The following is a 24,016-nucleotide window of genomic DNA, read 5'->3' as shown; positions in this document are numbered from 1 at the left end:
ATAAAATCGATTTTTCTGTTGACTTCGATTATTTGTTGGCGAAAGATAGCCGCTCCGGCGCCCGACGCCGCGTATCGAGGAACGCAGAATGTCAGCTCGTATCGACAAAGAGATCGCCAGCAAGGCCATGGGCCAACCGCACGAAAGCATGGCGCAACTGGCGGATTCGTACCGTGCCCTGCTGGGCTACCTGCCGCCACGCGTGGAATCGCGCCTGGTGGTGACCGGCGCGCTCGATCCCGAAGTGGTGCGCCTGCAGGAAGAAGTGCGCGCGCACGCGATGAACCCCGCCTGCTTCGACACCAAGACAGCGCAGTTGATGATCTTCGGCATGCTGGTGGTGGAATTGAGCGATGCCGCCATGATCCACGGCATCGCGGCGCGCCGCGCCGGCGCGACCTGGGAAGAGATGCAGGCCGTGGTGAGCATGGCGTACATCTTCCGCGGCGTTTCCGCGGCCAATCGCGGCGCGGAAATGCTGGCGCGCATTGCCGAACGCGAAGCGCAGGCGGCCGCCGGCGCGACGGAATGACGGGGCGCGCCATGCACGCCTGCCCCGGCCCCGACCGTGAAACCCGCAAGCCGCGCTTCCAGATGCCGCAAGGCGCCTGCGATTGCCACGCGCATATTTTCGGCCCGGCGCACCGCTTCCCCTACTCGCCGGAACGCAGCTACACGCCGGAAGACTGCACCGTGGAGGACTACGAAAAGCTGCTCGCGACCTTGGGCATCGACCGCGCGGTAATCGTGCATGGCGGTGCGCACGGCACCGACAATGCAGCCACGCTGGATGCCTTGCGGCGCATGGGTCCGCGCGCGCGCGGCGTGGCGGTGATCCCGCCGGGCCGACCAGTCAAGGAACGTGTAGCCATGCACGAACTCGGGATGCGCGGCTACCGCATGTCGACGGTGGTCGGTGGCGGCGTCGGTTTCGACGCCTTCGATGCCCTGGCCGCGGAAGCCCGCGAGATGGGCTGGCATCTGGTGCTGCATTTCAAGAAATCCGACGAGTTGGTGGACCTGGCTCCACGCCTGCGCGCGCAGCGCGTCGATGTGGTGCTGGACCACCTGGCCCGCATACGCGCCGACGAAGGCGTCCGGAGCCCGGCGTTCCATGCACTGGCCGGGCTGATGGATAGCGGACGCGTATGGATCAAGCTGGCCAGCCTGTACCGCTTGTCGAGCCAACCTTATCCGCACGACGACATGCTGCCGATGATCCACGAGTGCGTACGGCGCTGGCCGGATCGGCTGATATGGGGCAGCAACTGGCCGCATCCGATATGCGATGTCCCGATGCCGAACGATGGCGACCTGGTGGATCTGATCCCGCTATGGGCGCCGGACCCCGAGGTGCAACGCAAGATGCTGGTGGAGAACCCGGCCAGGCTTTACGGGTTCTGAACCAACATCGGCGGCACATAAAAAATAGACAATCACGGAGACAAACCATGTTGAAGAAGCTGCGGCACGCGATGACGGCCGCTGTGATGGCCTGCGTCCTTTCGTCAACGTCATGCTGGGCGGCGGAAACGTGGCCAGCGCAGACCATCAATATCGTCGTCCCCTTTCCCCCCGGCGGCACCACCGATGTGATCGCGCGCGTGCTGGCCGAGAAGCTCGGCCCCATCCTGAAGCAATCGGTGATCGTGGAGAACCGCCAGGGCGCCGGCGGGAACGTCGGCGCCGCCTATGTCGCGCGCGCCAAGCCCGACGGCTACACCTTGCTGGTCTCCAGCGCCGGTCCCTTGAGCATCAACCAGCAGTTGTATGCCAGCCCCGGCTACGATCCGATCAAGGACTTCGCGCCCGTATCGTTGCTGGCCTCGGTGCCGATCATGCTGGTGTCGAACGTGAAGGCGCCTTTCAAGACCGTCGCCGAACTGATCGCCTATGCCAAGGCGCATCCTGGCCGGGTCGCCTACGGTTCGCAAGGCAGCGGCACGACCAGCCATCTGACGATGGAACTGCTCAAGCACGATGCGGGCATCGATCTGCAGCATATTCCCTACCGGGGCAGCGCACCGGCGGCGACCGACCTGATCGGCGGGCAGATCCTGGTGATGTTCGACAACTCGCCCACCACCTATCCGCAGGTCAAGGCGGGCACGATGCAACCCCTGGGCGTGGCATCCAGCCACCGCCTGCCGAGCATGAAGGACATACCCGCCATCGCGGAAACGGTGCCCGGCTTCGAATCCGACGCGTGGTTCGGGCTTGTCGCGCCGGCGCATACGCCGCCGGAGATCGTGAATCGGATCAACGCGGCGGTGCGCCAGGCGCTGGCCGACCCCGCCGTCATCGCCAAGTTCCAGGCCACCGGCGTGGACCTGGTCAGCGATACCCCGCAGCAATTCCAGCGCTTCATCCTTTCGGAAAAGGACAAGTGGGGAAAGATCATCAAGGCGACGAACCTGAAGATCGGCTAGCGGGTCAATCCTCGAGCGTTTCGTGTACCCCGGACGCGCCGCGCTTCCAGTAGCTGGAAGCGCGGATGCGGTTCTTGGGGATACCGCGTTCGTCCACCAGCACGCGCCGTACGGCCTTGGCGGCGACGGATTCGGCGGCCGCCCAGACATAGCCTTCTCCCGCGGGCAATTGCAGCTGGCGCGCGGCTTGTTCCAGCCGCGCGGGATCGCCAGCCGGGGCGCCATCGCGATGCAGCCATTGCAGCGTGATGCCCTCACGCGAGGGGAGCGGGATTTCCGCCTTGGCGTCGGCGACCTCGATGATGGCGATGGCGCGCGTCGATGCGGGCAATTCCTGCAAGCGGCGCGCGATGGCCGGCAAGGCGGTTTCGTCGCCGATCAGCAAATGCCAATCGAAGGCCATGGGCACGATGAAGGAACCGCGTGGCCCGCCCACGCCGATGAACTGGCCGGGACGGGCCTGCGCGGCCCAGCTGGACGCGGGGCCGTCGCCATGCAGCACGAACTCGATATCGAGTTCATTGGCGTCGGCGTCGTAGCGCCGCGGCGTGTAGTCGCGCGCGGCCGGACGCGGTGCGCCCGCCGGCATGGAGATGCCTTCCAGACCGACGATGGGCAGGACGGGCCGGTCCTGCCCAGGTTCGGGGAAAAAGACCTTTACGTGATCGTCGAACGAGGCGGACACGAAGCCGCGCAGGTCTTCGCCGGTCAGCGTGACGCAGAGCAGTTGCGGTGAGACGAGGCGTGTGCGGACGACTTGCAGCATGCGCATCTTCAAGTCATGGCGCACGCGTTGCACGGAGAGTTCGAGTGTCGTCATGCTTGCTCCGTGCCGTCGCCTTCGATTTCCCGCACTGCTCGCATCAGGATGGCGGCGATGCGGCGTTGTTCCGCGGGGTCCGCGTCGTCGCGACGGAATACGGCCTGCTTCAGCGCCTGCCTGGCCTGCACGAGTTCGGGTACCCAGCCGGTGGCGACGTCTTCGCCTTCCGGGCCGGCTTCCATGGGCTGGCCCGTCCACGCGCGGCGCATCCATTCCATTTTCCGGGCCACGTGCTTGAGCTTGCCGAACATCATGTCGAGCCTGTCACGGTTGGCGTCCAGATGCGCGCGGCCTTCTTCCGACAGGTGATAGCGCTTCTTGCTGCCTTCGAGTTCAACGGTGGCGTAGCCGATTTCTTCCAGGTAGGTCAGCGCGGGATAGATCATGCCGGGGCTGGGTGTGTAGAAGCCGCTGCTCATCGCGCCCAGGGCCTTGATCAACTCATAGCCATGGCTGGGATTTTTTTCCAGGATGCCCAGCAGCATCAGCTGCAGTTCGTCGCCGCCGAACTTGCGCCCGCGTATCCAGCCGCGATCGCCGCCGTCGTGATCGCCGTCATCGCCGCGATGGCCGTGGCGCCCGCGATGACCGCCGCCGTGGCGGCCGACCATGCCGTGATGCATGCCCCAGCCGCCCATGCCCATGCCGCCCATGGCGCGGCGCATGAAAAACCAATGATGGAAAGGAAAGTTCATGACGTCCTCTATATCGTAAGACATATATCGTACGATATACACGCTTGAGTAGCGTGTCAACAGTCGCGTGCACGGTCGCCTGCCGAGTTGCCGACCGGGTCGCCGACCGGGTCGCCTGAACGGTCCCGTCAGCGGACATGGACAGCGGGCGTAAAAAAGCCGGCTTGCGCCGGCTTTGGATATCGACATCCTTTCGTGTGCGGACCTGCTCAGGTCCAATCGTCGGATCCGCTGCTGCTGCCGTCGTCCCAGGAACCGCCATCGCTGGAAGAACCACCATCGTCCCAGGGATTGCCCACGTTCCAGGTGTTGTCGCCGCCGTCGTTGTTGGCGAGCTTGCGTTTTTCGTCATCGTCCCAGGAGCTGGCATCGCGCAGGCCGAAATCGTTGCCGCCCATGTCATAGCCTTGTTCGCCGGTAGTCGCCGCGCCGGCGCCGCGCGCGGGATCGACGTTGCCGATATTGCCTGCATTGTCCGAACCGCGATGCAGGACGCGGTCCATCAGGGCTTCTCCCGCGACCACGCCGGCGCCCACCGCCGCCCCGGTCGCCAGGCCGCCGAGGATGCCCGAGCCCATGCCGGGACCGGCCTGTCCAGGAGCGACGCCGCCGGGATAGCCGTAGCCGCCCTGGGGAGCGCCGGGAGCCCCGCCTTGCGGCCCGTAGGGTCCGTTAGGCCCATTAGGCCCGTAAGGCGAGGACGTACGCATGGGACCGTAGCCGCCGTTGGGACCGCCATAGGGTCCGGCCGCGCCGTTGGCGCGCCTGCGTGCGCGCATGACCAGGGACACGACGATCAACAGCCCGGCGATCGCCAGCACCATCCCCCAGGGAATGCCGGAAAACGTGCCTTGCGCGCGCGATGCGTTGCCGTTCGAAGCGATCAGGCTGCGCAGTTCGTCCACGGCGCCCGGACGGGCGAAATTCTGGCTGGGATCCAGGCGGATCGCGGTATTGAGTTCCGCCTGGGCCTGCTGCAGCTTGCCTTGCTTGCCCAGTAATTCCGCTTCCACGAAATGCGCCTTGGCGCTGTTCGGATGATCGCGCAGGATCTGGTCCATCATCGCCTGGGCTTCGCGATAATTTCCCGCCTGCGCGGCCTGGTACACCTGATCGGGCGTGGCCTCCGCCGCATGGGCGTTGCCGCCCAGGAGCAGGCAGGCGGACAGCAGCATCGAGCCGGCGATGGACTTTGAGTAGATGGAGCGCATAGGGAATCCTCCCGTCAATGCGAATGAGATGACGCCGAACCGTCGAAGTTCAATAGATGGTACGCCGACGTTTCCATGAAGGACGTGAATCACAGCATATAGCGCCCCTGCTCTACCTTGGCGCGGGCTTGCAAGCCGATACGGTTTCGCGGGATTTTTACTGTATATTTGTCCAGTAGATCACTGCTCCCAACCGTTGCGCCCGGCCCTTACCGCCGGGCGTTTCCGCCCTTGCTCCGCCGTCATGCCGTCGCTTTCCATGCCGCCGCCCGAACAGATCCATCCCGCCCTGTGGCGGGGGACGCAGTTCGCGCGCACGGCGCGGGCGGCGGTGCCGACGGGGTATCCGGATCTGGAAAAGGAATTGCCCGGCGGGGGCTGGCCGCCCTCGGCCTTGAACGAATTGCTGCTGCCGCGCCCCGGCATCGGTGAAATACGCCTGCTGCGGCCGGCGTTGCAGGCCCTGGACAGGGAAGGCAGCATCGTACTGGTCCAGCCGCCCTGCGTGCCCAATATCGCGGCATGGACCAGCTGGGGGCTGGACCCCGCCCGGCTGCTGTGGGTAAACCCGGAACGCCCGGCGGATGCCCTGTGGTCGGCGGAACAGGTGCTGAAAAACGGCAGCTGCGCCGCCCTGCTGTGCTGGCTGCCGCAGGCGCAGCCGGAATCCCTGCGGCGGCTGCATCTTGCGGCGCAGACCGGCGCCACCCTGTTCTTCTGCCTGCGTCCGGCGCGCGCCGGCGCCCAGGCATCGCCGGCGCCACTGCGCCTGGCGCTGGCGCCGGCCGGCGACGGATTGCAGGTGGATATCGTCAAGCGCCGCGGGCCGGTGTGCGGACATTCCCTGTATATCGCACTGGACCGGCGCGCGCCCGTGCGGGACATCGCACGGCCCACGCACGACCTTGTTTTCGATCACCATGCAACTCTGGATCGCCGTCTACCTGCCGAGGCTGGCGCTTGATGCCCTGCATCCGCCGTGGCCCCTGGAGGTCACGGCATGCGCGGTCATCGAGCAGGAATGCGTCATGGCCCTGACGCCGGCTGCCGCCAGCCATGGCATTACCCTGGGCATGCGCCGCGCCGGCGCCAATGCCCTGGCGCCGCACGCCATTTTGCTGGACCGCGACCTGGCGGCCGAAGGCGCGGCATTGGAAGGCGCCGCGCTGGCCCTGCTGCAATACACGCCGGACGTCGCGCTCGGCGACCAGCACGCCCTGCTGCTGAACGTAGGCGCCAGCCTGCGCGTATTCGGGGGGCCGCGCGCCCTGGCGCGCCGCGTCGCCGGCACGTTGCGCACCCTGGGCTTGCAGGCGCATCTGGGCATCGCGCCCACCGCGGGCGGAGCCTGGCTATTGGCGCGCAGGGCCGATACCGAGCCACGCCATGCATTGACGATGGCGCGCCTGGCGCGGCGCCTGGACGCCCTGCCCTGCGCCCTGCTGCCGCAAGCCCAGCCCCATCTGGAATGGCTGCACGGCATCGGTTGCCGCGATTTCGGCTTCCTGCGCCGCCTGCCCCGCGCCGGCCTGCAGCGCCGCTGCGGAACGGCGCTGCTGAAAACCCTGGATGCCGCTTATGGCGACGCGGCGCAGGCGCATGCCTGGATTTCTCCGCCACTGGCCTTCAAGCGCCGCTTCGAATTGATCGAACGCATCGAGCACACCGATGCGGTGCTGGCGGTGGCGCGCATACTGGTGGAACAGATGAGCGGCTGGCTGACCGCGCGCCAGCGCGCCGTGCCGCGATTGACGCTGGCCCTGGAGCACGAACGCGGCCGCCATGCGCGGCCCCCCAGCCTGCTGGAATTGACCTTGGCCGAACCGGCCTGGCAACCGGCGCATCTGCTGGGCCTGCTGCGCGAACGGCTGGATCGCATGACGCTGCAGGCGCCGGTGGTCGCGCTCGTGCTGGACGCGCCGCACACGGTCCCGCAACCCGCGGCCAATACCACGCTGTTTCCCGAACCGGCCCAGGTCGCCAGCGAACGCGCGCGCCTGCTGGACATGCTGACGGCCCGGCTGGGCGCCGACCGGGTACTGCGTCCCGACCCCGTCGCCGATCATCGGCCCGAAGTCGCCAATCGCTGGACCGGCATGCATGGCGCGGCCGGGTCCAGCGAGCCCGCGCCCACGCTGGACCGTCCCTTCTGGCTGCTCAATCCGCCACAGCCGCTGCAAGTGCGACGCCATCGGCCCGTGTACGGAACGCCATTGAAACTGGTGCGCGGTCCGGAACGCATCGAAAGCGGCTGGTGGGACGAAGCCGCGGCGGTACGCGATTATTTCGTGGCGGAAGATGACCACGCCGCGCGCTATTGGGTCTACCGCGAACGCGGCGTGGACGATGCGCGCTGGTATCTGCATGGGCTGTACGCCTGACACGCCGAACCGGACACGCCATGCAAGCATCCGATGAATCCATCGCCATGATTCCCGCCTACGCGGAACTGGGGTGCATGACCAACTTCACCTTCCTGCGCGGCGCCTCGCATGCGGAAGAACTGGTGACGCGCGCCGCGGAATTGGGTTATGCCGCCCTGGCCATCACCGACGAATGCTCGGTGGCCGGCGTGGTGCGCGCGCACGTCGAAGCGAAAACGCTCAAGCTGCCCCTGATCATCGGCAGCTATTTCGAACTAAACGATCCCGCGCACCCCGACCCCACACGCCTGATCCTGCTGGCCCAGACCCGCGAAGGCTACGGCAATCTTTGCGAATTGATCACCATGGCGCGCACCGGCGCGGCCATAAAAGGCTCATACCTGCTTGCGCCTTCCCAGCTGGAACGGCCGCCGGCGGAATATGCGCACCTGGCCGGCCTGCCCGAATGCCTGGCCATCCTGGCGCCGGCGCAAGACATCGACGCCGGCCGGCTGGCCGCCCAGGCACGCTGGCTGGAGCAGGTATTTCCCGGCCGCGCGTGGATGGGACTGATGGCCAGGCACCAGTCGCGCGACGACCTGCATCGCGCCACCGTGGAAGACACCGCGCGCGCCTGCGGCTTGCCGATCACCGCGCTGGGCCTGGCGGAAATGCATGTCCGTTCACGCAAGCCGCTGCACGACACGCTGACCGCCATCCGCCTGGGCAAGCCGGTCAGCGAATGCGGCTACGCGCTGGCCGCCAATGCCGAACGCCACTTGCGTTCGCGCCTGCAACTGGCCCAGCTCTATTCCCCGGAAGCGCTGCGCCAGACCCTGGAAATCGCCAACCGCTGCACCTTCAACCTGGACGAGCTGCGCTACCAGTATCCCGACGAAATCGTGCCGCCCGGCACCACGCCGGCCTCCTACCTGCGCGCCGAAGCCTATGCCGGCGCGCACCGCCGCTTCGGCGAACAGATACCCGCCGCCATCACCGCGCAGGTCGAAAAGGAACTGGCGCTGATCCAGGACCTGCGCTACGAAGCGTATTTCCTGACGGTCTACGACATCGTCAAGTTCGCGCGTTCGCAAGGCATCCTGTGCCAGGGGCGCGGATCGGCCGCCAATTCGGCGGTGTGCTATTGCCTGGGCATCACCGAAGTCGATCCGGCGCGCGGCAATTCGCTGTTCGAACGCTTCATCAGCAAGGAACGCAACGAACCGCCCGACATCGATGTCGATTTCGAGCACCAGCGGCGCGAAGAGGTCATCCAGTACATCTATGAAAAATACGGCCGCGCGCGCGCCGCGCTGACGGCGGTGGTGATCTCCTACCGGCCGCGCAGCGTGCTGCGCGATACCGGCAAGGCGCTGGGCGTGGACCCGGCCATCGTCGACGCGGTGGCCAAGGCGCATCAATGGTGGGACAGCCGCGAAGGCCTGCTGAACGGCTTCCAGGCCTGCGGGCTGGATCCCGAATCCGTCGTGGCCAGGCAGTGGGCGGCGCTGGCCACGCTGCTGATGGGATTTCCGCGGCATCTGTCGCAGCATCCGGGCGGCTTCGTGATCTCGCGCGGCAAATTGTCGCGCCTGGTGCCCATCGAAAACGCCGCGATGGAAGGCCGCAGCGTGGTGCAGTGGGACAAGGACGACCTGGACGCCATGCATCTGCTGAAGGTGGACGTGCTGGCCCTGGGCATGCTTTCGGTCATCCGCCGCGCGCTGGAACTGATATCGCTGCGGCGCGGCCACGCCTTCGCCATGCAGGACATACCGCCGCACGATACCCCCACCTACGACATGATCTGCGAAGCCGACACGATAGGCGTGTTCCAGATCGAATCGCGCGCGCAGATGACCATGCTGCCGCGCCTGCGGCCGCGCGAATTCTATGACCTGGTGGTGGAAGTCGCCATCGTGCGGCCCGGCCCCATCCAGGGCGGCATGGTGCATCCCTATCTGCGGCGGCGCCAGGGATTGGAAGAAGAAGCCTATCCCAGCGAAGACGTGCGCGCGGTGCTGAAACGCACAATGGGCGTGCCGATTTTCCAGGAGCAGGTCATGCAGATCGCCATGGTGGCGGCGGGCTTCAGCGGTGGGGAAGCCGATGAACTGCGCCGCTCCATGGCGGCGTGGCGGCGCAAGGGCGGCGTGCACAAATTCCGCGACAAGCTGGTCGACGGCATGCTGATACGCGGCTACGCCAAGGAATTCGCCGAGGCCATTTTCCGCCAGGTCGAAGGTTTCGGCGAATACGGCTTTCCGGAAAGCCATGCCGCCAGCTTCGCCCTGCTGGCCTATGCCAGCTCATGGATCAAGCGGCATGAACCGGAAGCCTTCCTGGCGGCGCTGCTGAATTCGCAACCCATGGGTTTCTACGCGCCGGCGCAGTTGATCCAGGATGCGCGTCGCCACGGCGTGACGGTATTGCCAGTGGACGTCTGCGCCAGCGATTGGGACAGCCGGCTGGACTTCACCCATGCCGCCGCCAAGGGCCGGCCCGCCGTGCGGCTGGGATTGAACCTGGTCAAGGGCATGTCCGAAGCGGCGGCGCTGCGCATCGCCACCGCGCGGCTGCGGCAGCCTTACGCGCACACCGCGGATCTGGCGCGGCGCGCGGATCTCAGTCGCCACGACCTGGACGCGCTGGCGGCGGCCGACGCCCTGATTGCCCTGGCCGGCCATCGCCGCCAGGCACGTTGGGAAGCGGCGGCGGGACCGCCCGCCAAAGGCCTGCTGCGCGATGCCGCCATCATGGAAACCCAGGCGCCCGAACTGCCCCTGCCCACCGAAGGCCAGACCATCGCCGACGATTACCGTTCGCTGCGCTTCACGCTGCACCGCCATCCCCTGGCCTTGCTGCGCGACAAGCTGAAAGCGCGCCGCTTCGAAACGGCGGAAACGCTCAGCGCCTATCCCGACAAGCGGCTGGCGCGCGCCTGTGGCCTGGTCACGGTGCGGCAACGACCCGGTACGGCCAATGGCACGATCTTCGTTTCCATCGAAGACGAAACCGGCGCGGTCAATGTGGTGGTGCGGCGCGAACTGATCGACAGGCAGCGCAAAGAGCTGCTGGCGTCCACGCTGCTGGGGGTGTACGGGGTCTGGCAGAACGTCAGCAACGTACGCCACCTGATCGCCCATCGCCTGGTCGACCTGACGCCACTGCTGGGCACGCTCTCGGTCGCCAGCCGGGACTTCCACTGAAGAGCAGCGCACACGCCGGAGCCGCGCCGGCACAGCGTTTGCTGCCCAACAGGCGCGGATCCATTTCCGCATTCTTCCCGCCGCCGACGCGCGCCCAGCCGCGTGCGGACGCCGGGGTATTTATGCAAAAGGAGCCAGCAATGAAGCAGCAAAGCAATCAGCAGAACCAGCAAAACCAACAAGGCCAGCGCCAGCACAGCCAGGAAGGCCAGGGCGGCCAGCAGCACAACCAGAACCAACAACGCTCCCACCAACAGCAGCAGCAGCAGAACCGCTCCGACCAGCAGCCGGGCCAACAACGCCAGGGTTCGGACCAGAAGCGCTGATAAGTCCGCATAGTGGCAGGCCCGTGACGACGGGCCTTTCACTTTCGCGTCCTTTTTCCGGCCGAATCGGCCTGACCTGCTCTCGTAGGTAGTGAAAATGGGGCCTGTTGAGCATCCTGCTCATCCAGGCCCCTTTTACGTGGTCTAGACCGGCAGGAACGGCCGCGGCTCGATGGGCGCGGGAATGCCGGCCATTTGCGCGGTCAGCAGCGCCGCGCTGCCGCAGGCCAGGGTAAAGCCCAGCGCCCCCTGCCCCAGGTTCATCCACAGATTGGACGCCGCGCGGCTGGGACCGATCATCGGCTTCCCGGAGGGCGTGGCGGGACGCAGCCCCGCCCAAGGCTGGGCTGCCGCGAGCGGCAGGGATGGGAACGTATCCGATGCCTGGCGTTTGAGCAGCGCGATCCGCTGCTCATCGATGCCGGCGTCGCCGCCGATGTCCACCATCGCCGCCATGCGCAGCACCGGACCGATGCGCGCGTAGACGATGCGACGCTCGTAATCCGTCACGCTGATCGCGGGACCGGCGTCTTCGTGGCCTTTCAGCGGCACGCTGAGGCTGTAGCCCTTCAAGCCATAGATGGGCACATCCTGCCCCAGCGGACGCAGCAGCGCGCGGCTGCCCATGCCGGAGGCCACTACATAGGCATCGGCTTCGATATCGCCGGCCGACGTTCTCGCCGCGACGATGCGCGCGCCTTCCCGGCGTAGCGCGGACACGCGCGTGCTCATCAGGATGCGCGTCCTGGGCTGGCGCGCCAGGCGTTCGAAGAGCGCTTCGGTAAAGCGCAGGCAATCGCCTACTTCTTCACCTGGCGTATAGACCGCACCGGCCAGTTCGGCCCGCATACCGGCCAGGGCAGGCTCCATGGCCAGCGTCTGCGCGGCGCTCAATACCTGCTGATCGGCGCCATGGCTGGCTTGATACGCCACCAGGGCGCGCGCCTTTTCCAGCAGCGCCTTGCTGCGATAGACGATCAGCTTGCCGTTGCGCAGGTGGCTGAAGGACAGGGGCTCCTGCTCCAGCAGCGCATGCAGGACATCGCGGCTCAGGTAGGACAGCGTCAGCATTTCCGCCGTTACCCTGCGCGAAACCGACGCGCGGCAGGCCAGCGCGAATTGCATGCACCAGCGCCACTGGTGCGGATCCAGCCGCGGCCGGAACCGCAGCGGCGAATCCGGGCGCAGCAGCCAGGCGGGCACGTTCGGCAATACGCCCGGGCCGGCCAGCGGCGCAACGTAGCTATAGCTGAGCTGGCCGCCATTGGCATGGCTGGTTTCATCGCCGGGCTGGGCCCTGCCGTCCACCAGCGTGACTTCGTATCCCTGGCGCGCAAGGAAATACGCCGACGCCACGCCCACCACGCCCGCGCCGATTACGCACACGCGCATCGCTACATCCTGAAATCGTTTACCAGCAGGCATTCTGGACACGGGGGCGCACGGCGGCAAATGCCAAAGCCACGGGAATGCATAACCTTTGGATATGCCTTCGCGTCCGCCCAGCCCCCACCCCCTTCAGTGCCAGGACTGCGCCGCGACGCGTGCGCCGGCTGACGATTCGATATAACCTTTTGCTATCCAGTCCAGCCTGAACGCCCATCATGCGCCTGCGCCACATCGAACTTTTCGAAGCCATCCGGGCCACCGGCTCGCTCAGCCGCGCCGCCCAGGCCTTGCATATTTCCCAGCCGGCGGCCAGCAAGATGCTGGCGCACGCCGAAGCCCAGGTGGGATTCCGCCTCTTCGAAAGGGTGAAGGGCCGCCTGCGCGCCACACGCGAGGCCGACATCCTGGCCCCCGACATCGCGCGCCTGTCGCGCGACCTGGAAAGCGTACGCAAGCTGGCGGCGAACCTGCGCCACCATCCGCGCGGCCATTTGCGCATTGGCTGCGCGCCCAGCCTGGGCCTGGGCGTCGTGCCGCGCGCGGCCGGCATCAGCCGCAGCCGCCAGCCGGACATTACCTTCAGCCTGCAGACCCATCACACGGATGAACTGATCGCCGGCCTGCTGGCGCGCGAGATCGACATGGCAATCACGTATGAGCCGCCCTCCCACCCCGGTATCGCCCGCATCGACCTCGACCGTTCCGAGATGGTGTACGTGAGCCGCGAACCGGGCGGGCAGCCGGTGCCGCTGGCGGCGGTGCGGTCCGACAGGCTGATCGCCATGAGTCCCCACGATCCGCTGGGCAATCTGCTGCAGGCCGCGCTGGCCGAACACGGGGTAAGCATGAACACCGCCCTGCAGGTGCAGACCCACTATATGGCCTGCGCCATGGTGGAAACGGGCTGCGGCGACGCCATCGTCGATGCCTACAGCGCGCACGGCATCTCTCGGCCCGGGCTTTCGATACGACGGCTGGAACCGCCCGTGCATTTCCATATCGGCGCGCTGGTGCACGCGGACGACCCGATGTCGGCCTTGCATCATGGCTTCGTGGAATGCCTGCGGCTGGCCTGCGCCGAGGTCGCCCTGGCCCTGGCGCCTTGATCAGCGATCAAGACCAGCGCCCGGCAATCGCGATCCGTGGGGACGCGATGCCTTGGGCGGTGCGCCAAAGCGGGTCCGGGCTGCCCACGGCATCCATCGGCGCCCGCGCATCGGAAGTATTCGCGGTGTCGGCCCGGTCGGCCCCGTGGGCCGTGTTCGCCATGTTGGCCGTGTCGGGCGCGCGCCACGCCACGGACACCATCCAGGCGTCATCGACGATTGCCGACCACGCGCGCCAGCGAGAACCGGGCGCCCGCAGCCGCCACCCCGCCCAAGACAGGCCAGCACCAGGCAGGCCCGCCCCGGTCAATCCCACCCTCCGCATATCGGCCGGGAACGCCAACCCCGCGGCCTTGATGAAAGACTCCTTGAGCGTCCACAACAGGTAGAACGCCCGCAGGCGGTCGGCATCGACCGCGCCGCTTGCCAGCGCGCCTGCTTCTTCCTCCGAGCAGCACCAGGGCGCCAGCCGCGCGGTGTCGCGTGGACGCAGCGCTTCCAGGTCCACGCCGACCTGCCAGCCCGCCGGCGCGACAGCCACGATCGCATGCCCGCCCGAGTGACTGAGCGACATGGAAGATGCCGCCCCGTCGTTGGATTCGGATGCACCGTTGCTACCGGCAGATACCTGCTGCAACAAGGCGCGGCTCACGCGCCAATCCTGCGCGGCGCGCCTCGAGCGTGTCGTTTGCGCACGCTTTCTGTCGACGGCATGCAACAGACCGGCGCGATACTGGCCCGCCAGCGCCGGGCCCGCCCACCACAGGGTTACCGACGCGCTCAAGGCGTAGGCCCTCCGCCATTGCTTACAACTCGCTGAAAAATCGTTGGAACGGGCAGAATTAGGGGTGTGAACATGCCTTGAACGATAACAACAAAGCACCTATCGGGTCCGGTGGACCGGTACACTTCCGCGCATGTTCAACTTCGCAATATCCGCATGGCAAGCCTGGGCGCCGGGCATTGAGGATCTCCCCGCATGGGAAGCATGGGCGCGCACGCCGTATCGCCCCGACATCAGCGCCGCCCCCCCCAACCTGGGTTTCCTGCCGCCCCTGCAACGCCGCCGGCTGAGTCCGCTGGCGCGGATGGCCGTCGCCTGCGCCTGGCCGCTGGCGGACGGGCGGCCGGCCATGCCCGTGGTCTATGCCTCGCACCATGGCGAAACCACCCGCAGCTTCGAGCTGCTGCAATCGCTGGCGCGCGATGAGGCGCTGTCGCCGACCTCCTTCAGCCTGTCCGTGCACAACGCCACGGCCGGGATGTGGTCCATCCTGCGCAAGGAAACCGTCGAATCGGTCGCCCTGTCGGCCAGCGGCGACGGCCTGGAAAGCGCCATCGCGGAAGCCTGCCTGCTGCTGGACGCCGGCCACCGAGACGCCATGGTGATCCTGGCGGAAGAAGCCCCGCCCGCCGCCTACCGCCCATGGATAGACGACGTGCCGTTCTCCTATGCGCTGGCGCTGCGCGTCAGCGCGGGCGATGAATTCCAGCTGGACCTGGCCCCGCCGCGCAACGCCACCACCGACGCCACCACCGCCCCGGCCGCGACGGACTGGCCCCATCCCTTGAACCTGCTGCGGCACCTGCTGCTGGGGACGGCCGCATGGCTGCACCCGGGCCGTGCCGCCGATTGGCGATGGCGGCGCGCATCATGAACACCCTGCCGGCCACCGCCACGCGCCAGGACGCCTGGCTGCTGCGCCTGATCGCCACCGCGGTGGCTTTCGGCCTGTTCGGCCTGGGCGGCCTGTTCCTGCGCCTGGTGGTATTTCCCGCGCAACGCCTGTTGATCCCCAATCCGGCGCGGCGGCACCGGCGCTCGCGCGCCGTCATCAACTGGACCTTCCACCGTTTCGTGCGGCTGCTGGTCCGCATGGGCGTGCTGACCTACGAATTCCGCGGCGTGGAGCGCCTGGGACGGCCCCACCAGATGATCGTCGCCAATCACCCGTCGCTGCTGGACGTGGTGTTTCTGATCGCGCACGTGCGCAACGCGAACTGCGTGGTCAAGCACAGCCTGGTGAAGAACCCCTTCACCGCGGGGCCCATCCTGAACGCGGGCTACATCACCAACGATGAAAGCATGGACATGCTGGATCGCGCGGCCCAGGTGCTGCGCGACGGCGAAACCCTGATCGTCTTTCCCGAAGGCACGCGTACGCCGGTGGACGCGCCGCCGCGCTTTCACCGCGGCGCCTGCGCCATCGCCGTGCGCGGGGCCGGCGTCATCACGCCGGTCGTCATCAGCATGAACACGCGCAGCCTGACCAAGGGCGAGCCGTGGTACCGCATTCCCCATCGTCGCATGCACTATGTCCTGGAGGTCGGCGCGGACATCGATCCCCGGCAGTGGACGGAGCGCCATCCCGCTCCCATCGCCGGACGACGCATGAACGAATACCTGCATCAATATTTCGAAATGGAGCTAGGCCTGGATGGAACAGCTGGAAAGTGAAATCAAGCGACTGATCATCGAGTCGCTGGGATTGGAAGATATCGCGCCCGAGGATATCGACAACGATGCCGAACTGTTCGGGGATGGGCTGGGGCTGGACTCCGTCGATGCCCTTGAACTGGGGCTGGCGCTGCAAAAGCGCTACGGGATTGCCATCGATCCCGAAACGCGTAATATGCGCGACCATTTCGCCACCGTGGCCAATTTGAGCAAATTCGTATCCGCCCAGCGGGCGCCTGAGCAACGGAGCTAGTGTTATGCAGACCCGGGAAGACATCTTCAGCGTCCTGCGCGAAGCCCTGGTGGAATTATTCGAAATTCCGGCGGAACGCGTCGTGCCGCAGGCGCACCTGTACACCGATCTGGAAATCGACAGCATCGACGCCATCGACCTGCTCGATCACATCAAGCGCGTAACCGGCTACAAGCTGGCCGCGGAAAATTTCCGCACCGTGCGCACCGTGCAGGACGTCGTCGACGCCGTGTGGGACCAACAGACGCAACTCCAGCAGCAACGGGAATCGGCCGCATGATGCGAGCCGTCCTGGCGGTGGCCTTGCTGCTGGCCGGCGTCGCCTATCCGTTTTTCGTGCATGCGAACCTGCAGAACGGCACGGCGCGCTGGCTGTTGCTGCCCATGGCGGGATTGTGGCTGGCGCGCGCGCTGGCCGACCGCAAGCGGGTGGCGGGAGGCTGGTTGCTACCAGCGATCGTGACGGTGTTCTGCGCAATCGTCGCGCTGGCGGACGACACGCGCTGGCTGCGCGGCTATCCGGTCCTGATCAACGCCGCGATGTTCGCGGTATTCGCTTCCAGCCTGTGGCGCGGCATGCCCGTGGTCGAACGCTTCGCGCGCCTGCGCCATCCCGACCTGCCGCCCCAGGCGGTGGCCTATACCCGTCGCGTCACCCAGGTCTGGGCCGGCTTTTTCGCCTTCAACGGCCTGGCATCGGCGGCGCTATCGCTGTGGGCGCCCTGGCATTGGTGGACCTTGTACAACGGCGTCATCAGCTATGTCCTGATCGGCCTGCTGATGGCGGGCGAATGGCTGGTGCGGCCCAGGCCGGGCAAGACCGACACTGCCCGCGGACGGGTCGAGGCCCTGGACGCACGCGCCATCGCGCGCGACGGCCGTTGAAAGGGCGCGCCGTGTCCTGGATGGATCCTGCCGCGCTGTTGACCGGCACGCGCCCGGGCGTGAACTACGCTTGCGAACCCACGCTGGACCACGATGCCTTCGTGCGCCAGGTACTGGCCGCCGCGGCCGGCCTGCGTACCCGTGGCGTGCGCCAAGCGGGGCTATGGTTCGAAGACGCCGCGTCGCTGGCGATCGCCCTGTACGCCTGCTGGCGCGTCGGCGCGGTCGCCATTCTGGCTGGCGATGCCCGGCCGGCCTCCTGCGAGGCAATCGACCCGCGCGTGGACCTGTGGCTGACCGACCTGGCGACGCTGCCGGTGGCGGAAAGCCGGCGCCACTCGCTGGCCGGCGTGGCCGCCACGGCGGCGCCCTTGAGCCCCTGCATGCTGGATCCGCGGGACGGGGGCGTCGTGCTGTGCACGTCCGGCTCCAGCGGACAACCCAAACAGATACACAAGCGCTGGTCCCAGCTGATTGCCGAGATCACCGCGTTCGAACAATCGTGGGACTGGTCGGCGCGACCCGCCTGCGTGCTGGGCAGCGTCAGCGCCCAGCATATGTACGGCCTGCCTTTCCGCGTGCTGTGGCCCCTGGCCGCGGGACGCCTGATCGGCCGCGCCCAGTTGGTGTATCCCGAGGCCTTGCAGCAGGCCAGCCTGGCGCACGCGTCCTTCGCGTGGATCGCCAGCCCCGCGCTGCTCAAGCGCCTGGGCACGCAACTGGACTGGCCGGCGCTGGCGCACGGCATCACGCAGATATTCTCGGCGGGCGGCCCGCTGCCCGAAGACGTGTCCGACTTGCTGGCGACCCGGCTGGGCTGCCGTCCCATCGAAATCTATGGCAGCTCCGAAACCGGCGCGGTGGCCTGCCGCCGTGGCGGCGAGGCGTGGCATGCGCTGCCCGGCGTCACGACGGGCGTGGCCGACGGTGCCCTGTGGGTCGAATCGCCCTGGCTGGACACGGCGGGCCGCTACACGACGGCCGACGCGGCAACGCCGGCCGGCGCCGGCTTCGTCCTGGAAGGACGGCTGGATCGCATCGTCAAAATCGAGGAAAAACGCCTTGCACTGCCCGAGCTGGAAGCGCGCCTGATGGAACACCCCCATGTGCGCGAGGCGCGCCTGGGCGTCGCCGGCGCGCCGCGCCTGACGGCGCTCGTGGCGCTGGCGCCATCCGGCATCCACATGCTGCGCAACCAGGGCCGCAAGGCACTGGTCGAGACATTGCGCGCCCACATGGCGGCCACCGTCCCGGCGCTGGGCGTGCCGCGCCACTGGCGCCTGATGCGCGAATTGCCCTGGAACGACCAGGGCAAGCTGCCGCAGGATGTCTTCGCCGCCGCCGCGATCCGCCCGCGCGCGCCCGACGCCCGCCTGCTGTCCACATCGGACAACCCGAACGATCCCGACGGCGTACGCGAGCTGCGGCTGAGCATGGAAGTGCCCCTGGACCTGGTGCACTTCAACGGACATTTCGCCGATATGCCGGTCGTGCCCGGGGTGGCGCAGATCGAATGGGCAATGGACCTGGCGCGTCGCCATGTGCGGCCGGACCTGGGCTTTCACGGCATGGAGGTGCTGAAGTTCCAGCGCCTGGCGCGTCCGGGCGATCCGCTGGAATTGACGCTGGCCTGGCATCCGTCGCGCAGCAAGCTGTATTTCGAGTTCCGGTCATCCGGCCAGCCCTGCTCTTCCGGCCGCATCCTGGCCGCTGCGACGGGCGCATCAGTGACGACGGGCGTAACGGGAGCGCCGTCATGACCCAGCACCGCCTGTGCGCCGTCATCCCGGTCTACAACCATGGCGACACCGTCGGCGCGGTGGTCGATCGCGTTCTCGCGCATGGCATCCCCTGCATCCTGGTGGACGATGGCTCGGCCCCCCATTGCGCGGCGCGCCTGGACGCCCTGGCGGCATCCGGCAAGGCCATGCTGGTGCGGCGCGCCAGCAACGGCGGCAAGGGGCGCGCGGTGCAGGACGGCCTGCGCCACGCCGGCAGCCAGGGCTACACGCACGCCTTGCAGATAGACGCCGACGGCCAGCATGCCCTGGACGATATTCCGGAGATGGTACGGGCCTCCCGGGCCCATCCCGCGGCCCTCGTGGGCGGCGCTCCCGCCTTTGGCGCGGACGCGCCGCGCAGCCGCCTGTACGGACGCTGGCTGACCCGCGTGTGGGTGTGGATCAATACGCTGTCGACCGCCATTCCCGACGCGATGTGCGGCTTTCGCGTCTACCCGCTGGCGCCCACGCTGGCCTTGCTGGAACGCCGCGACCCGGGCCACCGCATGGATTTCGACATCGCGGTCCTGGTGCTGCTGCATTGGCGCGGAGTGCCCATGGTCTGGCGCCCCACCCGCGTGATCTATCCGGCCGGCGGCGTGTCTCACTTCCAGGGACTGCGCGACAATGTGCGCATCAGCGCCATGCACGCCCGGCTTTTTTTTGGCATGCTGCCACGTGCGCCGGGCCTGCTGGCCCGCAAGTTCAAGAATCAAAAGGCATGACCAGTCCCCCGCCCGCCCGACACTGGGCCGCCGAACGCGAACGCGGCGCCCCCGTCCTGATGCGCCTGACGGCGTGGGCCACGCGCGCCTTCGGCCGGCGCGCGCTGCGGCCGGTGCTGGCGGTGGTCGTTTTCTACTTCTACTGCTTCAGCCCTTCCGCGCGGCGCAGCATCGCCGAATACCACCAGCGCCTGCGCCAGTCCGATGCGGCCCAGGCACTGCCGGCGCGGCGCGCCGTGTACGGCCAGTTCCAGGCCTTCGCCGAGGCCATCCTGGACAAGCTGGACGTCTGGCAGGGCCGCCTGACCGCGGGCGACGTCGACATCCGCGATCCCCACCAGCTGCATGCGCAGATGCAGGCGGACCGCGGGCAGATCCTGGTGGGTTCGCATCTGGGCAACCTCGAAGTCTGCCGAGCGCTGGTGGAACGCAGCGGTCGGCTGACCATGAACGTGCTGGTGCACACGCGCCACGCCGAGTCCTTCAACCAGCTGCTGGCCCAGGCCGGCGCCACGCGACTGCGCCTGATCCAGGTCACCGAGCTCGATGCCGCCCTCATGCTGCAGCTGCATGAACGCATCGAACGCGGCGAATGGCTGGCCATCGCGGGCGACCGCGTGCCGGTGCGCGGCGGCCGTGTGGTCGACGCCGATTTCCTGGGCGCGCCGGCGGCGTTTCCGCAAGGGCCCTGGCTGCTGGCCGCGCTGTTGAAATGCCCCGTGAACCTCTTGTTCTGCACCAAGATCGATGGCCGCTACCGCATCACGCTGGAACGGCTGGCCGATCGGGTCGAGCTGCCGCGCGGCCGGCGCGAGGAAGGCGTGCGCCAGTGGGCGCAGCGCTACGCCGACCGCCTGGCGGCGGAATGCCGCGACGCGCCGCAGCAGTGGTTCAATTTCTATCCATTCTGGAGCCGTCATGCGTAAGCGCGGTGTCTACGCCGTGGAAACGGCCGTGACGGTGCCCTTCTTCGATGTGGATTCGATGAACGTGGTGTGGCATGGCCACTACGTGAAATACCTGGAGCAGGCGCGCTGCGACCTGCTGGACGCCATCGGCTACGGGTATGACGCCATGTTCGCCTCGGGCTATGCCTGGCCCGTCGTCGATCTGCAATTGCGTTATATGAACCCCGCCATATTCGGCCAGCGCGTGATCGTGCGCGCCGAACTGGTGGAGTGGGAGAACCGATTGAAAATTCATTACCTGATCACCGATGCCGAGCATGGCACGCGCCTGACGCGCGCCAGCTCCGTGCAGGTGGCGGTGCGCATGGACACCCGCGAAATGCAACTGGTGTCGCCCGCCCCCTTGCTGGACGCCGTAAGCAAGGTGCTGGCATGATGCGCCGCGCCTTACGCTGGGGCCGCCGCCTTGCCGCCGCCGTGCTGCTGGCCTCCGCCGCCGCGCCGGCCTGGGCCTTCGACCTGACCGCCCTGCAAGCCCAGCTGCGCGAAGCGCCGGTGGTGCGCGGCCAGTTCGTGCAGCAGAAATTCCTGCGCTCGCTGCCGCAACCGCTGACCAGCACCGGCCTGTTCACCCTGTCGGCCACCGACGGCCTGCTGTGGGAACTGCGCGCGCCGCTGCACCAGGACCTGCTGCTGACGCCCGAAGCCGTCTTCCGACGCGACGATGGCGGCAAATGGCAGGCCTTGCCGCAGGCCGTGGGCGCGGGCCGCGAAACGCGCATGTTCCTGACCGTGCTCAGTGGCGATACGCAATCGCTGCGGGACAACTTCGACATGGCATTGAGCGGTTCGGCCGGGGATTGGCAACTGGTCATGACCCCCAAGTCCGCGCTGCTCAAGCAGATTTTCACGGACATCCAGATTTCGGGCGGCAAGCTGGTCCAGCGCATCGAACTGCGCGAAACCCAGGGCGACAAGACCGTCATGGAAATGAAGAACACACGTGCCGATACCAAGCTGAACGACGATGAGCGCCGTGATTTCAACCCCTGAACGGCGCGTGGCGCGCGAACGGCGCCTGACCCTGTTGTTCCGCATCGCGCTGGCCCTGGTGGTCTGCCTGGGCTTGTGGGAATGTCGCCATGGCTGGCCGGTGTCATCCAGCCTGCTGGACCTGGTGCCCACGGCGCAGGGCGACGCGCTGCGCCAACGTGCGGACGACCGCATCCAGGAGCCGCTACAGCGGCAGGTCATCGCGCTGGTCAGCGCCGGCGACCGCGAGCGCGCGATCGAACTGGCACGCGGCATGGGCCACCTGTGGCGGCACAGCGGCCTGTTCGCCGACGTGATGGTGGATGCCGACGTCAACATCGACGCGGTCCGCAAGCAGCTGCTGTCGCAGCCGCTGGCACTGTTGCCGCCGCACGCGCGGGAAACCCTGATCAAGGATCCAGCCGCCTACGCCGCGCGCCGGGTGCGCGAACTGGCCGATCCGTTTTCCTCGACAGGACTGGTGCCGGCCAATGACGACCTGCTGGGCCTGGCGAATGCCACCGAGCGCACGCTGCGCACGATGGGCAAGGTGCAGCTCGACCTAGTCAGTGGCACGCTGATCGCCCATGAAGGCGACAAGGAATGGGTGCTGGTGCGCGCCCAGACCAGCGGCGACGCCTTCGACGCCTCTTCGCCCGGCGAGGTCGCGCGGCTGATCGACGAAACGCGCGCGTCCATCGTCAAGGACGGCGGGCAGATGCTGGTCACGGGCGGCCCGCTGTATGCCGCCGAAGGACGCGCGCGCGCCGTCGGCGAAAGCAGCTGGATCAGCGCCATGGCGATACTGGGCATCATCGCGGTGTTGCTGCTCACCATGCGGGGCCTGCGTTCGCTGCTGGCTTTCCTGCCGGTGGCCGTGGGCATGCTGTGCGGCATGGTCGCTTGCGTGGCGCTGTTCGGCACCATCCATGTCCTGACGCTGGTGATCGGCGCCAGCCTGATCGGTATCGCCATCGATTTCCCCATGCACCTGCTGGCCAAGCGCTATGGGATGCCGGATTGGCAGCCCTGGCCCGCGCTGCACCGGGTGCTGCCGGGATTGACCATCAGCCTGGCCGTGACGCTGGTGGGTTACCTGGCGCTGGTCTTCACCCCCTTTCCCGCGTTGACGCAGACCGCCGTGTTTTCCGCCGCGGGCCTGCTGGGCGCCTATGCCTGCACGGTGTGCGAGCTGCCGAACTGGCTGCGCGGCTGGCAGCCTCGCCCCTTCGTGCCGCTGGCGCGTCTGTCGCAGGCGCTGCTCGCGTGCCTGACGCGCTGGGCCGGGCGGCGCGCCACCCTGCCCTTGCTCGGCGCGGGCGTGCTGCTGCTATGCATAGGCGGCGTCCTGCACCTGCGTATCCAGGATGACCTGCGCCAGTGGCTGGCCCTGCCCGGCCCGCTGCTGCAACAGGCGCTGCAGATCCGCCAGATCACCGGCATCGAGGCGACCAGCCAGTACTACCTAGTGCGCGCTCCCGACGCCAACGCCCTGTGGGAACGGCAGAATGCCCTGGACAGCCGGCTGGACAAGCTGGTGCAGGGCAAGTCGCTGAACAGCTATCTGTCGCTGAACCAGCTGGTGGCACCGGAGGGCGCCCAGCGCGCCCTGCTGGACGCGATGCGCGATACCACCTGGCGCGCCCGACTGCTGCCTTCCTTCGAGGCCGTCGGCATCCCCGCGCAGGCCGTGCTGCAACAGGTGGACGCCCTGGCCGCGCAGGAACCCATCACGGTGGACAGCGTGTTGAAGGGCCCGCTGGGACAGACCCGCGGCATGCTGTGGCTGGGCCAGGACCACGGCCAGGTGGCGGCGATAACGTCGCTGCAGGGCCTGCACGATACCGCCGCGGCCGCGGCGGCCGCGCAGGGCCTGGAAGGCGTCACCTTCGTCGATCGCACCGGACAGTTGAACGAGACCTTCGCGCAGACCCGCGTGCGCGCGGCCGAACTCAAGCTGCTGTCCTACCTGGTGGCCGGCGCGCTGCTGTGGCTGACGCTGGGCCGCTCGGCGACCTGGCGGCTGCTGGCCGTCCCGCTGGCCGCGACGGCGTGCACGCTGGGCGCCCTGGGCCTGCTGGGCCAGCCCCTGACCCTGTTCAGCCTGTTCGGGCTGTTGCTGGTTTCGGCGATCGGGCTGGACTACGCCATCGTCATGTACGAACGCGTGGCCGGCGCGGCGGCCAGCTTCGTCGGCATCGTGCTGGCCGCCGCCACGACCATGCTGTCCTTCGGATTGCTGGCCTTCAGCAGCACGCCGGCCATTTCGAACTTCGGCCTGTCGGTGGGCATGGGCGTGGCCTTCTGCGTCCTGTGGGCGCCGTGGGTACGCCAGGGCGCCAGGTCCGAGCGCGAGCAGGACGCCATCGCGGCGGGCGGCGATACGACTCGCGTTACCTATTCCTATAACAAGGCTTGAACGA

General features: G+C 67.6%; 24 protein-coding genes. 19 read left to right on the top strand and 5 right to left on the bottom strand.

Annotation, left to right across the window (positions count from 1 at the left end; genetic code table 11):
- Positions 1–88 precede the first annotated feature (88 nt).
- From CAL12_RS10275 to CAL12_RS10265, 3 genes are read left to right on the top strand one after another with little or no spacing between them, the layout of a single operon-like run.
- A complete protein-coding gene (locus CAL12_RS10275) occupies positions 89–532 on the top strand; it encodes a carboxymuconolactone decarboxylase family protein (protein WP_086064385.1) in 444 nt (147 codons plus the stop codon).
- Between the two features lie 11 nt (positions 533–543).
- Positions 544–1,404, top strand: a complete 861-nt coding sequence (locus tag CAL12_RS10270; RefSeq protein WP_157792949.1) for an amidohydrolase family protein — start codon at positions 544–546, stop codon at positions 1,402–1,404.
- Positions 1,405–1,451: 47 nt separating this feature from the next.
- Positions 1,452–2,429: a Bug family tripartite tricarboxylate transporter substrate binding protein gene (locus CAL12_RS10265; protein WP_086064383.1), complete on the top strand. Its 978-nt coding sequence runs from the start codon at positions 1,452–1,454 to the stop codon at positions 2,427–2,429.
- 4 nt (positions 2,430–2,433) lie between these two features.
- Here CAL12_RS10265 and CAL12_RS10260 read toward each other — a convergent pair whose 3' ends face one another.
- From CAL12_RS10260 to CAL12_RS10250, 3 genes are all read right to left on the bottom strand, one after another.
- Positions 2,434–3,249 (bottom strand): siderophore-interacting protein, encoded by an 816-nt coding sequence (locus CAL12_RS10260; RefSeq protein ID WP_086064382.1) that lies wholly within the window; start codon positions 3,247–3,249, stop codon positions 2,434–2,436.
- Positions 3,246–3,947 (bottom strand): PadR family transcriptional regulator, encoded by a 702-nt coding sequence (locus CAL12_RS10255; protein ID WP_232464767.1) that lies wholly within the window; start codon positions 3,945–3,947, stop codon positions 3,246–3,248. The genes CAL12_RS10260 and CAL12_RS10255 overlap by 4 nt, the downstream gene beginning before the upstream one ends.
- Before the next feature lie 209 nt (positions 3,948–4,156).
- A complete protein-coding gene (locus CAL12_RS10250; protein ID WP_198298421.1) occupies positions 4,157–5,158 on the bottom strand; it encodes a tetratricopeptide repeat protein in 1,002 nt (333 codons plus the stop codon).
- Between the two features lie 259 nt (positions 5,159–5,417).
- Between CAL12_RS10250 and imuA the strand changes: the two genes are divergently transcribed.
- From imuA to CAL12_RS10230, 4 genes are all read left to right on the top strand, one after another.
- Positions 5,418–6,122 carry a translesion DNA synthesis-associated protein ImuA gene (imuA, locus tag CAL12_RS10245; RefSeq protein ID WP_086067799.1) on the top strand — a complete coding sequence of 235 codons (705 nt, stop codon included), beginning with the start codon at positions 5,418–5,420 and terminating at the stop codon, positions 6,120–6,122.
- Positions 6,079–7,539, top strand: a complete 1,461-nt coding sequence (locus CAL12_RS10240) for a Y-family DNA polymerase (RefSeq protein ID WP_086064381.1) — start codon at positions 6,079–6,081, stop codon at positions 7,537–7,539. The genes imuA and CAL12_RS10240 overlap by 44 nt, the downstream gene beginning before the upstream one ends.
- Positions 7,540–7,559: 20 nt before the next feature.
- A complete protein-coding gene (locus tag CAL12_RS10235) occupies positions 7,560–10,730 on the top strand; it encodes an error-prone DNA polymerase (protein ID WP_086064380.1) in 3,171 nt (1,056 codons plus the stop codon).
- A gap of 140 nt (positions 10,731–10,870) precedes the next feature.
- Positions 10,871–11,056: a hypothetical protein gene (locus CAL12_RS10230; protein WP_086064379.1), complete on the top strand. Its 186-nt coding sequence runs from the start codon at positions 10,871–10,873 to the stop codon at positions 11,054–11,056.
- 144 nt (positions 11,057–11,200) lie between these two features.
- On the opposite strand, the gene CAL12_RS10225 is transcribed toward CAL12_RS10230, so the two are convergent.
- On the bottom strand, positions 11,201–12,448 hold the full coding sequence (locus CAL12_RS10225) for a D-amino acid dehydrogenase (RefSeq protein WP_086064378.1): 1,248 nt from the start codon (positions 12,446–12,448) through the stop codon (positions 11,201–11,203).
- Between the two features lie 212 nt (positions 12,449–12,660).
- On the opposite strand from CAL12_RS10225, the gene CAL12_RS10220 reads away from it, so the two are divergent.
- The gene (locus CAL12_RS10220) at positions 12,661–13,551 is read left to right on the top strand and encodes a LysR family transcriptional regulator (RefSeq protein WP_086064377.1); all 891 of its coding nucleotides are present in this window, start codon (positions 12,661–12,663) and stop codon (positions 13,549–13,551) included.
- Positions 13,552–13,558: 7 nt separating this feature from the next.
- Here CAL12_RS10220 and CAL12_RS10215 read toward each other — a convergent pair whose 3' ends face one another.
- Positions 13,559–14,125 (bottom strand): 4'-phosphopantetheinyl transferase family protein, encoded by a 567-nt coding sequence (locus CAL12_RS10215; RefSeq protein ID WP_086067798.1) that lies wholly within the window; start codon positions 14,123–14,125, stop codon positions 13,559–13,561.
- 343 nt (positions 14,126–14,468) lie between these two features.
- On the opposite strand from CAL12_RS10215, the gene CAL12_RS10210 reads away from it, so the two are divergent.
- Genes CAL12_RS10210 through CAL12_RS10160 form a run of 11 tightly spaced genes read left to right on the top strand, consistent with a single transcriptional unit; the run spans position 14,469 to position 24,012 of the window.
- Positions 14,469–15,209: a beta-ketoacyl synthase chain length factor gene (locus CAL12_RS10210; RefSeq protein WP_086064376.1), complete on the top strand. Its 741-nt coding sequence runs from the start codon at positions 14,469–14,471 to the stop codon at positions 15,207–15,209.
- Positions 15,206–16,009, top strand: a complete 804-nt coding sequence (locus CAL12_RS10205; protein WP_086067797.1) for a lysophospholipid acyltransferase family protein — start codon at positions 15,206–15,208, stop codon at positions 16,007–16,009. Before CAL12_RS10210 ends, CAL12_RS10205 begins: the two co-directional genes overlap by 4 nt.
- A complete protein-coding gene (locus CAL12_RS10200; protein WP_086064375.1) occupies positions 15,990–16,262 on the top strand; it encodes a phosphopantetheine-binding protein in 273 nt (90 codons plus the stop codon). The genes CAL12_RS10205 and CAL12_RS10200 overlap by 20 nt, the downstream gene beginning before the upstream one ends.
- Before the next feature lie 4 nt (positions 16,263–16,266).
- A complete protein-coding gene (locus CAL12_RS10195; protein ID WP_086064374.1) occupies positions 16,267–16,542 on the top strand; it encodes an acyl carrier protein in 276 nt (91 codons plus the stop codon).
- Positions 16,539–17,147: a hypothetical protein gene (locus CAL12_RS10190; protein ID WP_198298420.1), complete on the top strand. Its 609-nt coding sequence runs from the start codon at positions 16,539–16,541 to the stop codon at positions 17,145–17,147. Before CAL12_RS10195 ends, CAL12_RS10190 begins: the two co-directional genes overlap by 4 nt.
- Positions 17,148–17,167: 20 nt before the next feature.
- Positions 17,168–18,907 (top strand): AMP-binding protein, encoded by a 1,740-nt coding sequence (locus CAL12_RS10185; RefSeq protein ID WP_232464857.1) that lies wholly within the window; start codon positions 17,168–17,170, stop codon positions 18,905–18,907.
- Entirely contained in the window at positions 18,904–19,653 is a 750-nt protein-coding gene (locus CAL12_RS10180; protein WP_086064372.1) for a glycosyltransferase family 2 protein, read from the top strand. Before CAL12_RS10185 ends, CAL12_RS10180 begins: the two co-directional genes overlap by 4 nt.
- Positions 19,650–20,579, top strand: coding sequence for an LpxL/LpxP family acyltransferase (locus tag CAL12_RS10175; protein WP_086064371.1), 930 nt, complete (start codon positions 19,650–19,652; stop codon positions 20,577–20,579). Before CAL12_RS10180 ends, CAL12_RS10175 begins: the two co-directional genes overlap by 4 nt.
- Positions 20,572–20,997 (top strand): acyl-CoA thioesterase, encoded by a 426-nt coding sequence (locus tag CAL12_RS10170; protein WP_086064370.1) that lies wholly within the window; start codon positions 20,572–20,574, stop codon positions 20,995–20,997. The genes CAL12_RS10175 and CAL12_RS10170 overlap by 8 nt, the downstream gene beginning before the upstream one ends.
- The gene (locus tag CAL12_RS10165; protein WP_232464766.1) at positions 20,994–21,614 is read left to right on the top strand and encodes an outer membrane lipoprotein carrier protein LolA; all 621 of its coding nucleotides are present in this window, start codon (positions 20,994–20,996) and stop codon (positions 21,612–21,614) included. The genes CAL12_RS10170 and CAL12_RS10165 overlap by 4 nt, the downstream gene beginning before the upstream one ends.
- Entirely contained in the window at positions 21,598–24,012 is a 2,415-nt protein-coding gene (locus CAL12_RS10160; protein WP_198298419.1) for an MMPL family transporter, read from the top strand. The genes CAL12_RS10165 and CAL12_RS10160 overlap by 17 nt, the downstream gene beginning before the upstream one ends.
- Positions 24,013–24,016: the final 4 nt, after the last annotated feature.

Source organism: Bordetella genomosp. 8 (genome assembly GCF_002119685.1).
Classification (GTDB): Bacteria; Pseudomonadota; Gammaproteobacteria; order Burkholderiales; family Burkholderiaceae_B; genus Bordetella_C.
This window is presented reverse-complemented; position numbering and strand designations above follow the sequence as displayed.

Excerpts from the sequence above, each read along its gene's own strand:
- CAL12_RS10275 (WP_086064385.1), top strand. The coding sequence starts at position 89 with ATGTCAGCTCGTATCGACAAAGAGATCGCCAGCAAGGCCATGGGCCAA.
- CAL12_RS10270 (WP_157792949.1), top strand. The coding sequence starts at position 544 with ATGCACGCCTGCCCCGGCCCCGACCGTGAAACCCGCAAGCCGCGCTTC.
- CAL12_RS10265 (WP_086064383.1), top strand. The coding sequence starts at position 1,452 with ATGTTGAAGAAGCTGCGGCACGCGATGACGGCCGCTGTGATGGCCTGC.
- CAL12_RS10260 (WP_086064382.1), bottom strand. The coding sequence starts at position 3,249 with ATGACGACACTCGAACTCTCCGTGCAACGCGTGCGCCATGACTTGAAG.
- CAL12_RS10255 (WP_232464767.1), bottom strand. The coding sequence starts at position 3,947 with ATGAACTTTCCTTTCCATCATTGGTTTTTCATGCGCCGCGCCATGGGC.
- CAL12_RS10250 (WP_198298421.1), bottom strand. The coding sequence starts at position 5,158 with ATGCGCTCCATCTACTCAAAGTCCATCGCCGGCTCGATGCTGCTGTCC.
- imuA (WP_086067799.1), top strand. The coding sequence starts at position 5,418 with ATGCCGCCGCCCGAACAGATCCATCCCGCCCTGTGGCGGGGGACGCAG.
- CAL12_RS10240 (WP_086064381.1), top strand. The coding sequence starts at position 6,079 with ATGCAACTCTGGATCGCCGTCTACCTGCCGAGGCTGGCGCTTGATGCC.
- CAL12_RS10235 (WP_086064380.1), top strand. The coding sequence starts at position 7,560 with ATGCAAGCATCCGATGAATCCATCGCCATGATTCCCGCCTACGCGGAA.
- CAL12_RS10230 (WP_086064379.1), top strand. The coding sequence starts at position 10,871 with ATGAAGCAGCAAAGCAATCAGCAGAACCAGCAAAACCAACAAGGCCAG.
- CAL12_RS10225 (WP_086064378.1), bottom strand. The coding sequence starts at position 12,448 with ATGCGCGTGTGCGTAATCGGCGCGGGCGTGGTGGGCGTGGCGTCGGCG.
- CAL12_RS10220 (WP_086064377.1), top strand. The coding sequence starts at position 12,661 with ATGCGCCTGCGCCACATCGAACTTTTCGAAGCCATCCGGGCCACCGGC.
- CAL12_RS10215 (WP_086067798.1), bottom strand. The coding sequence starts at position 14,125 with ATGTCGCTCAGTCACTCGGGCGGGCATGCGATCGTGGCTGTCGCGCCG.
- CAL12_RS10210 (WP_086064376.1), top strand. The coding sequence starts at position 14,469 with ATGTTCAACTTCGCAATATCCGCATGGCAAGCCTGGGCGCCGGGCATT.
- CAL12_RS10205 (WP_086067797.1), top strand. The coding sequence starts at position 15,206 with ATGAACACCCTGCCGGCCACCGCCACGCGCCAGGACGCCTGGCTGCTG.
- CAL12_RS10200 (WP_086064375.1), top strand. The coding sequence starts at position 15,990 with ATGGAACAGCTGGAAAGTGAAATCAAGCGACTGATCATCGAGTCGCTG.
- CAL12_RS10195 (WP_086064374.1), top strand. The coding sequence starts at position 16,267 with ATGCAGACCCGGGAAGACATCTTCAGCGTCCTGCGCGAAGCCCTGGTG.
- CAL12_RS10190 (WP_198298420.1), top strand. The coding sequence starts at position 16,539 with ATGATGCGAGCCGTCCTGGCGGTGGCCTTGCTGCTGGCCGGCGTCGCC.
- CAL12_RS10185 (WP_232464857.1), top strand. The coding sequence starts at position 17,168 with ATGGATCCTGCCGCGCTGTTGACCGGCACGCGCCCGGGCGTGAACTAC.
- CAL12_RS10180 (WP_086064372.1), top strand. The coding sequence starts at position 18,904 with ATGACCCAGCACCGCCTGTGCGCCGTCATCCCGGTCTACAACCATGGC.
- CAL12_RS10175 (WP_086064371.1), top strand. The coding sequence starts at position 19,650 with ATGACCAGTCCCCCGCCCGCCCGACACTGGGCCGCCGAACGCGAACGC.
- CAL12_RS10170 (WP_086064370.1), top strand. The coding sequence starts at position 20,572 with ATGCGTAAGCGCGGTGTCTACGCCGTGGAAACGGCCGTGACGGTGCCC.
- CAL12_RS10165 (WP_232464766.1), top strand. The coding sequence starts at position 20,994 with ATGATGCGCCGCGCCTTACGCTGGGGCCGCCGCCTTGCCGCCGCCGTG.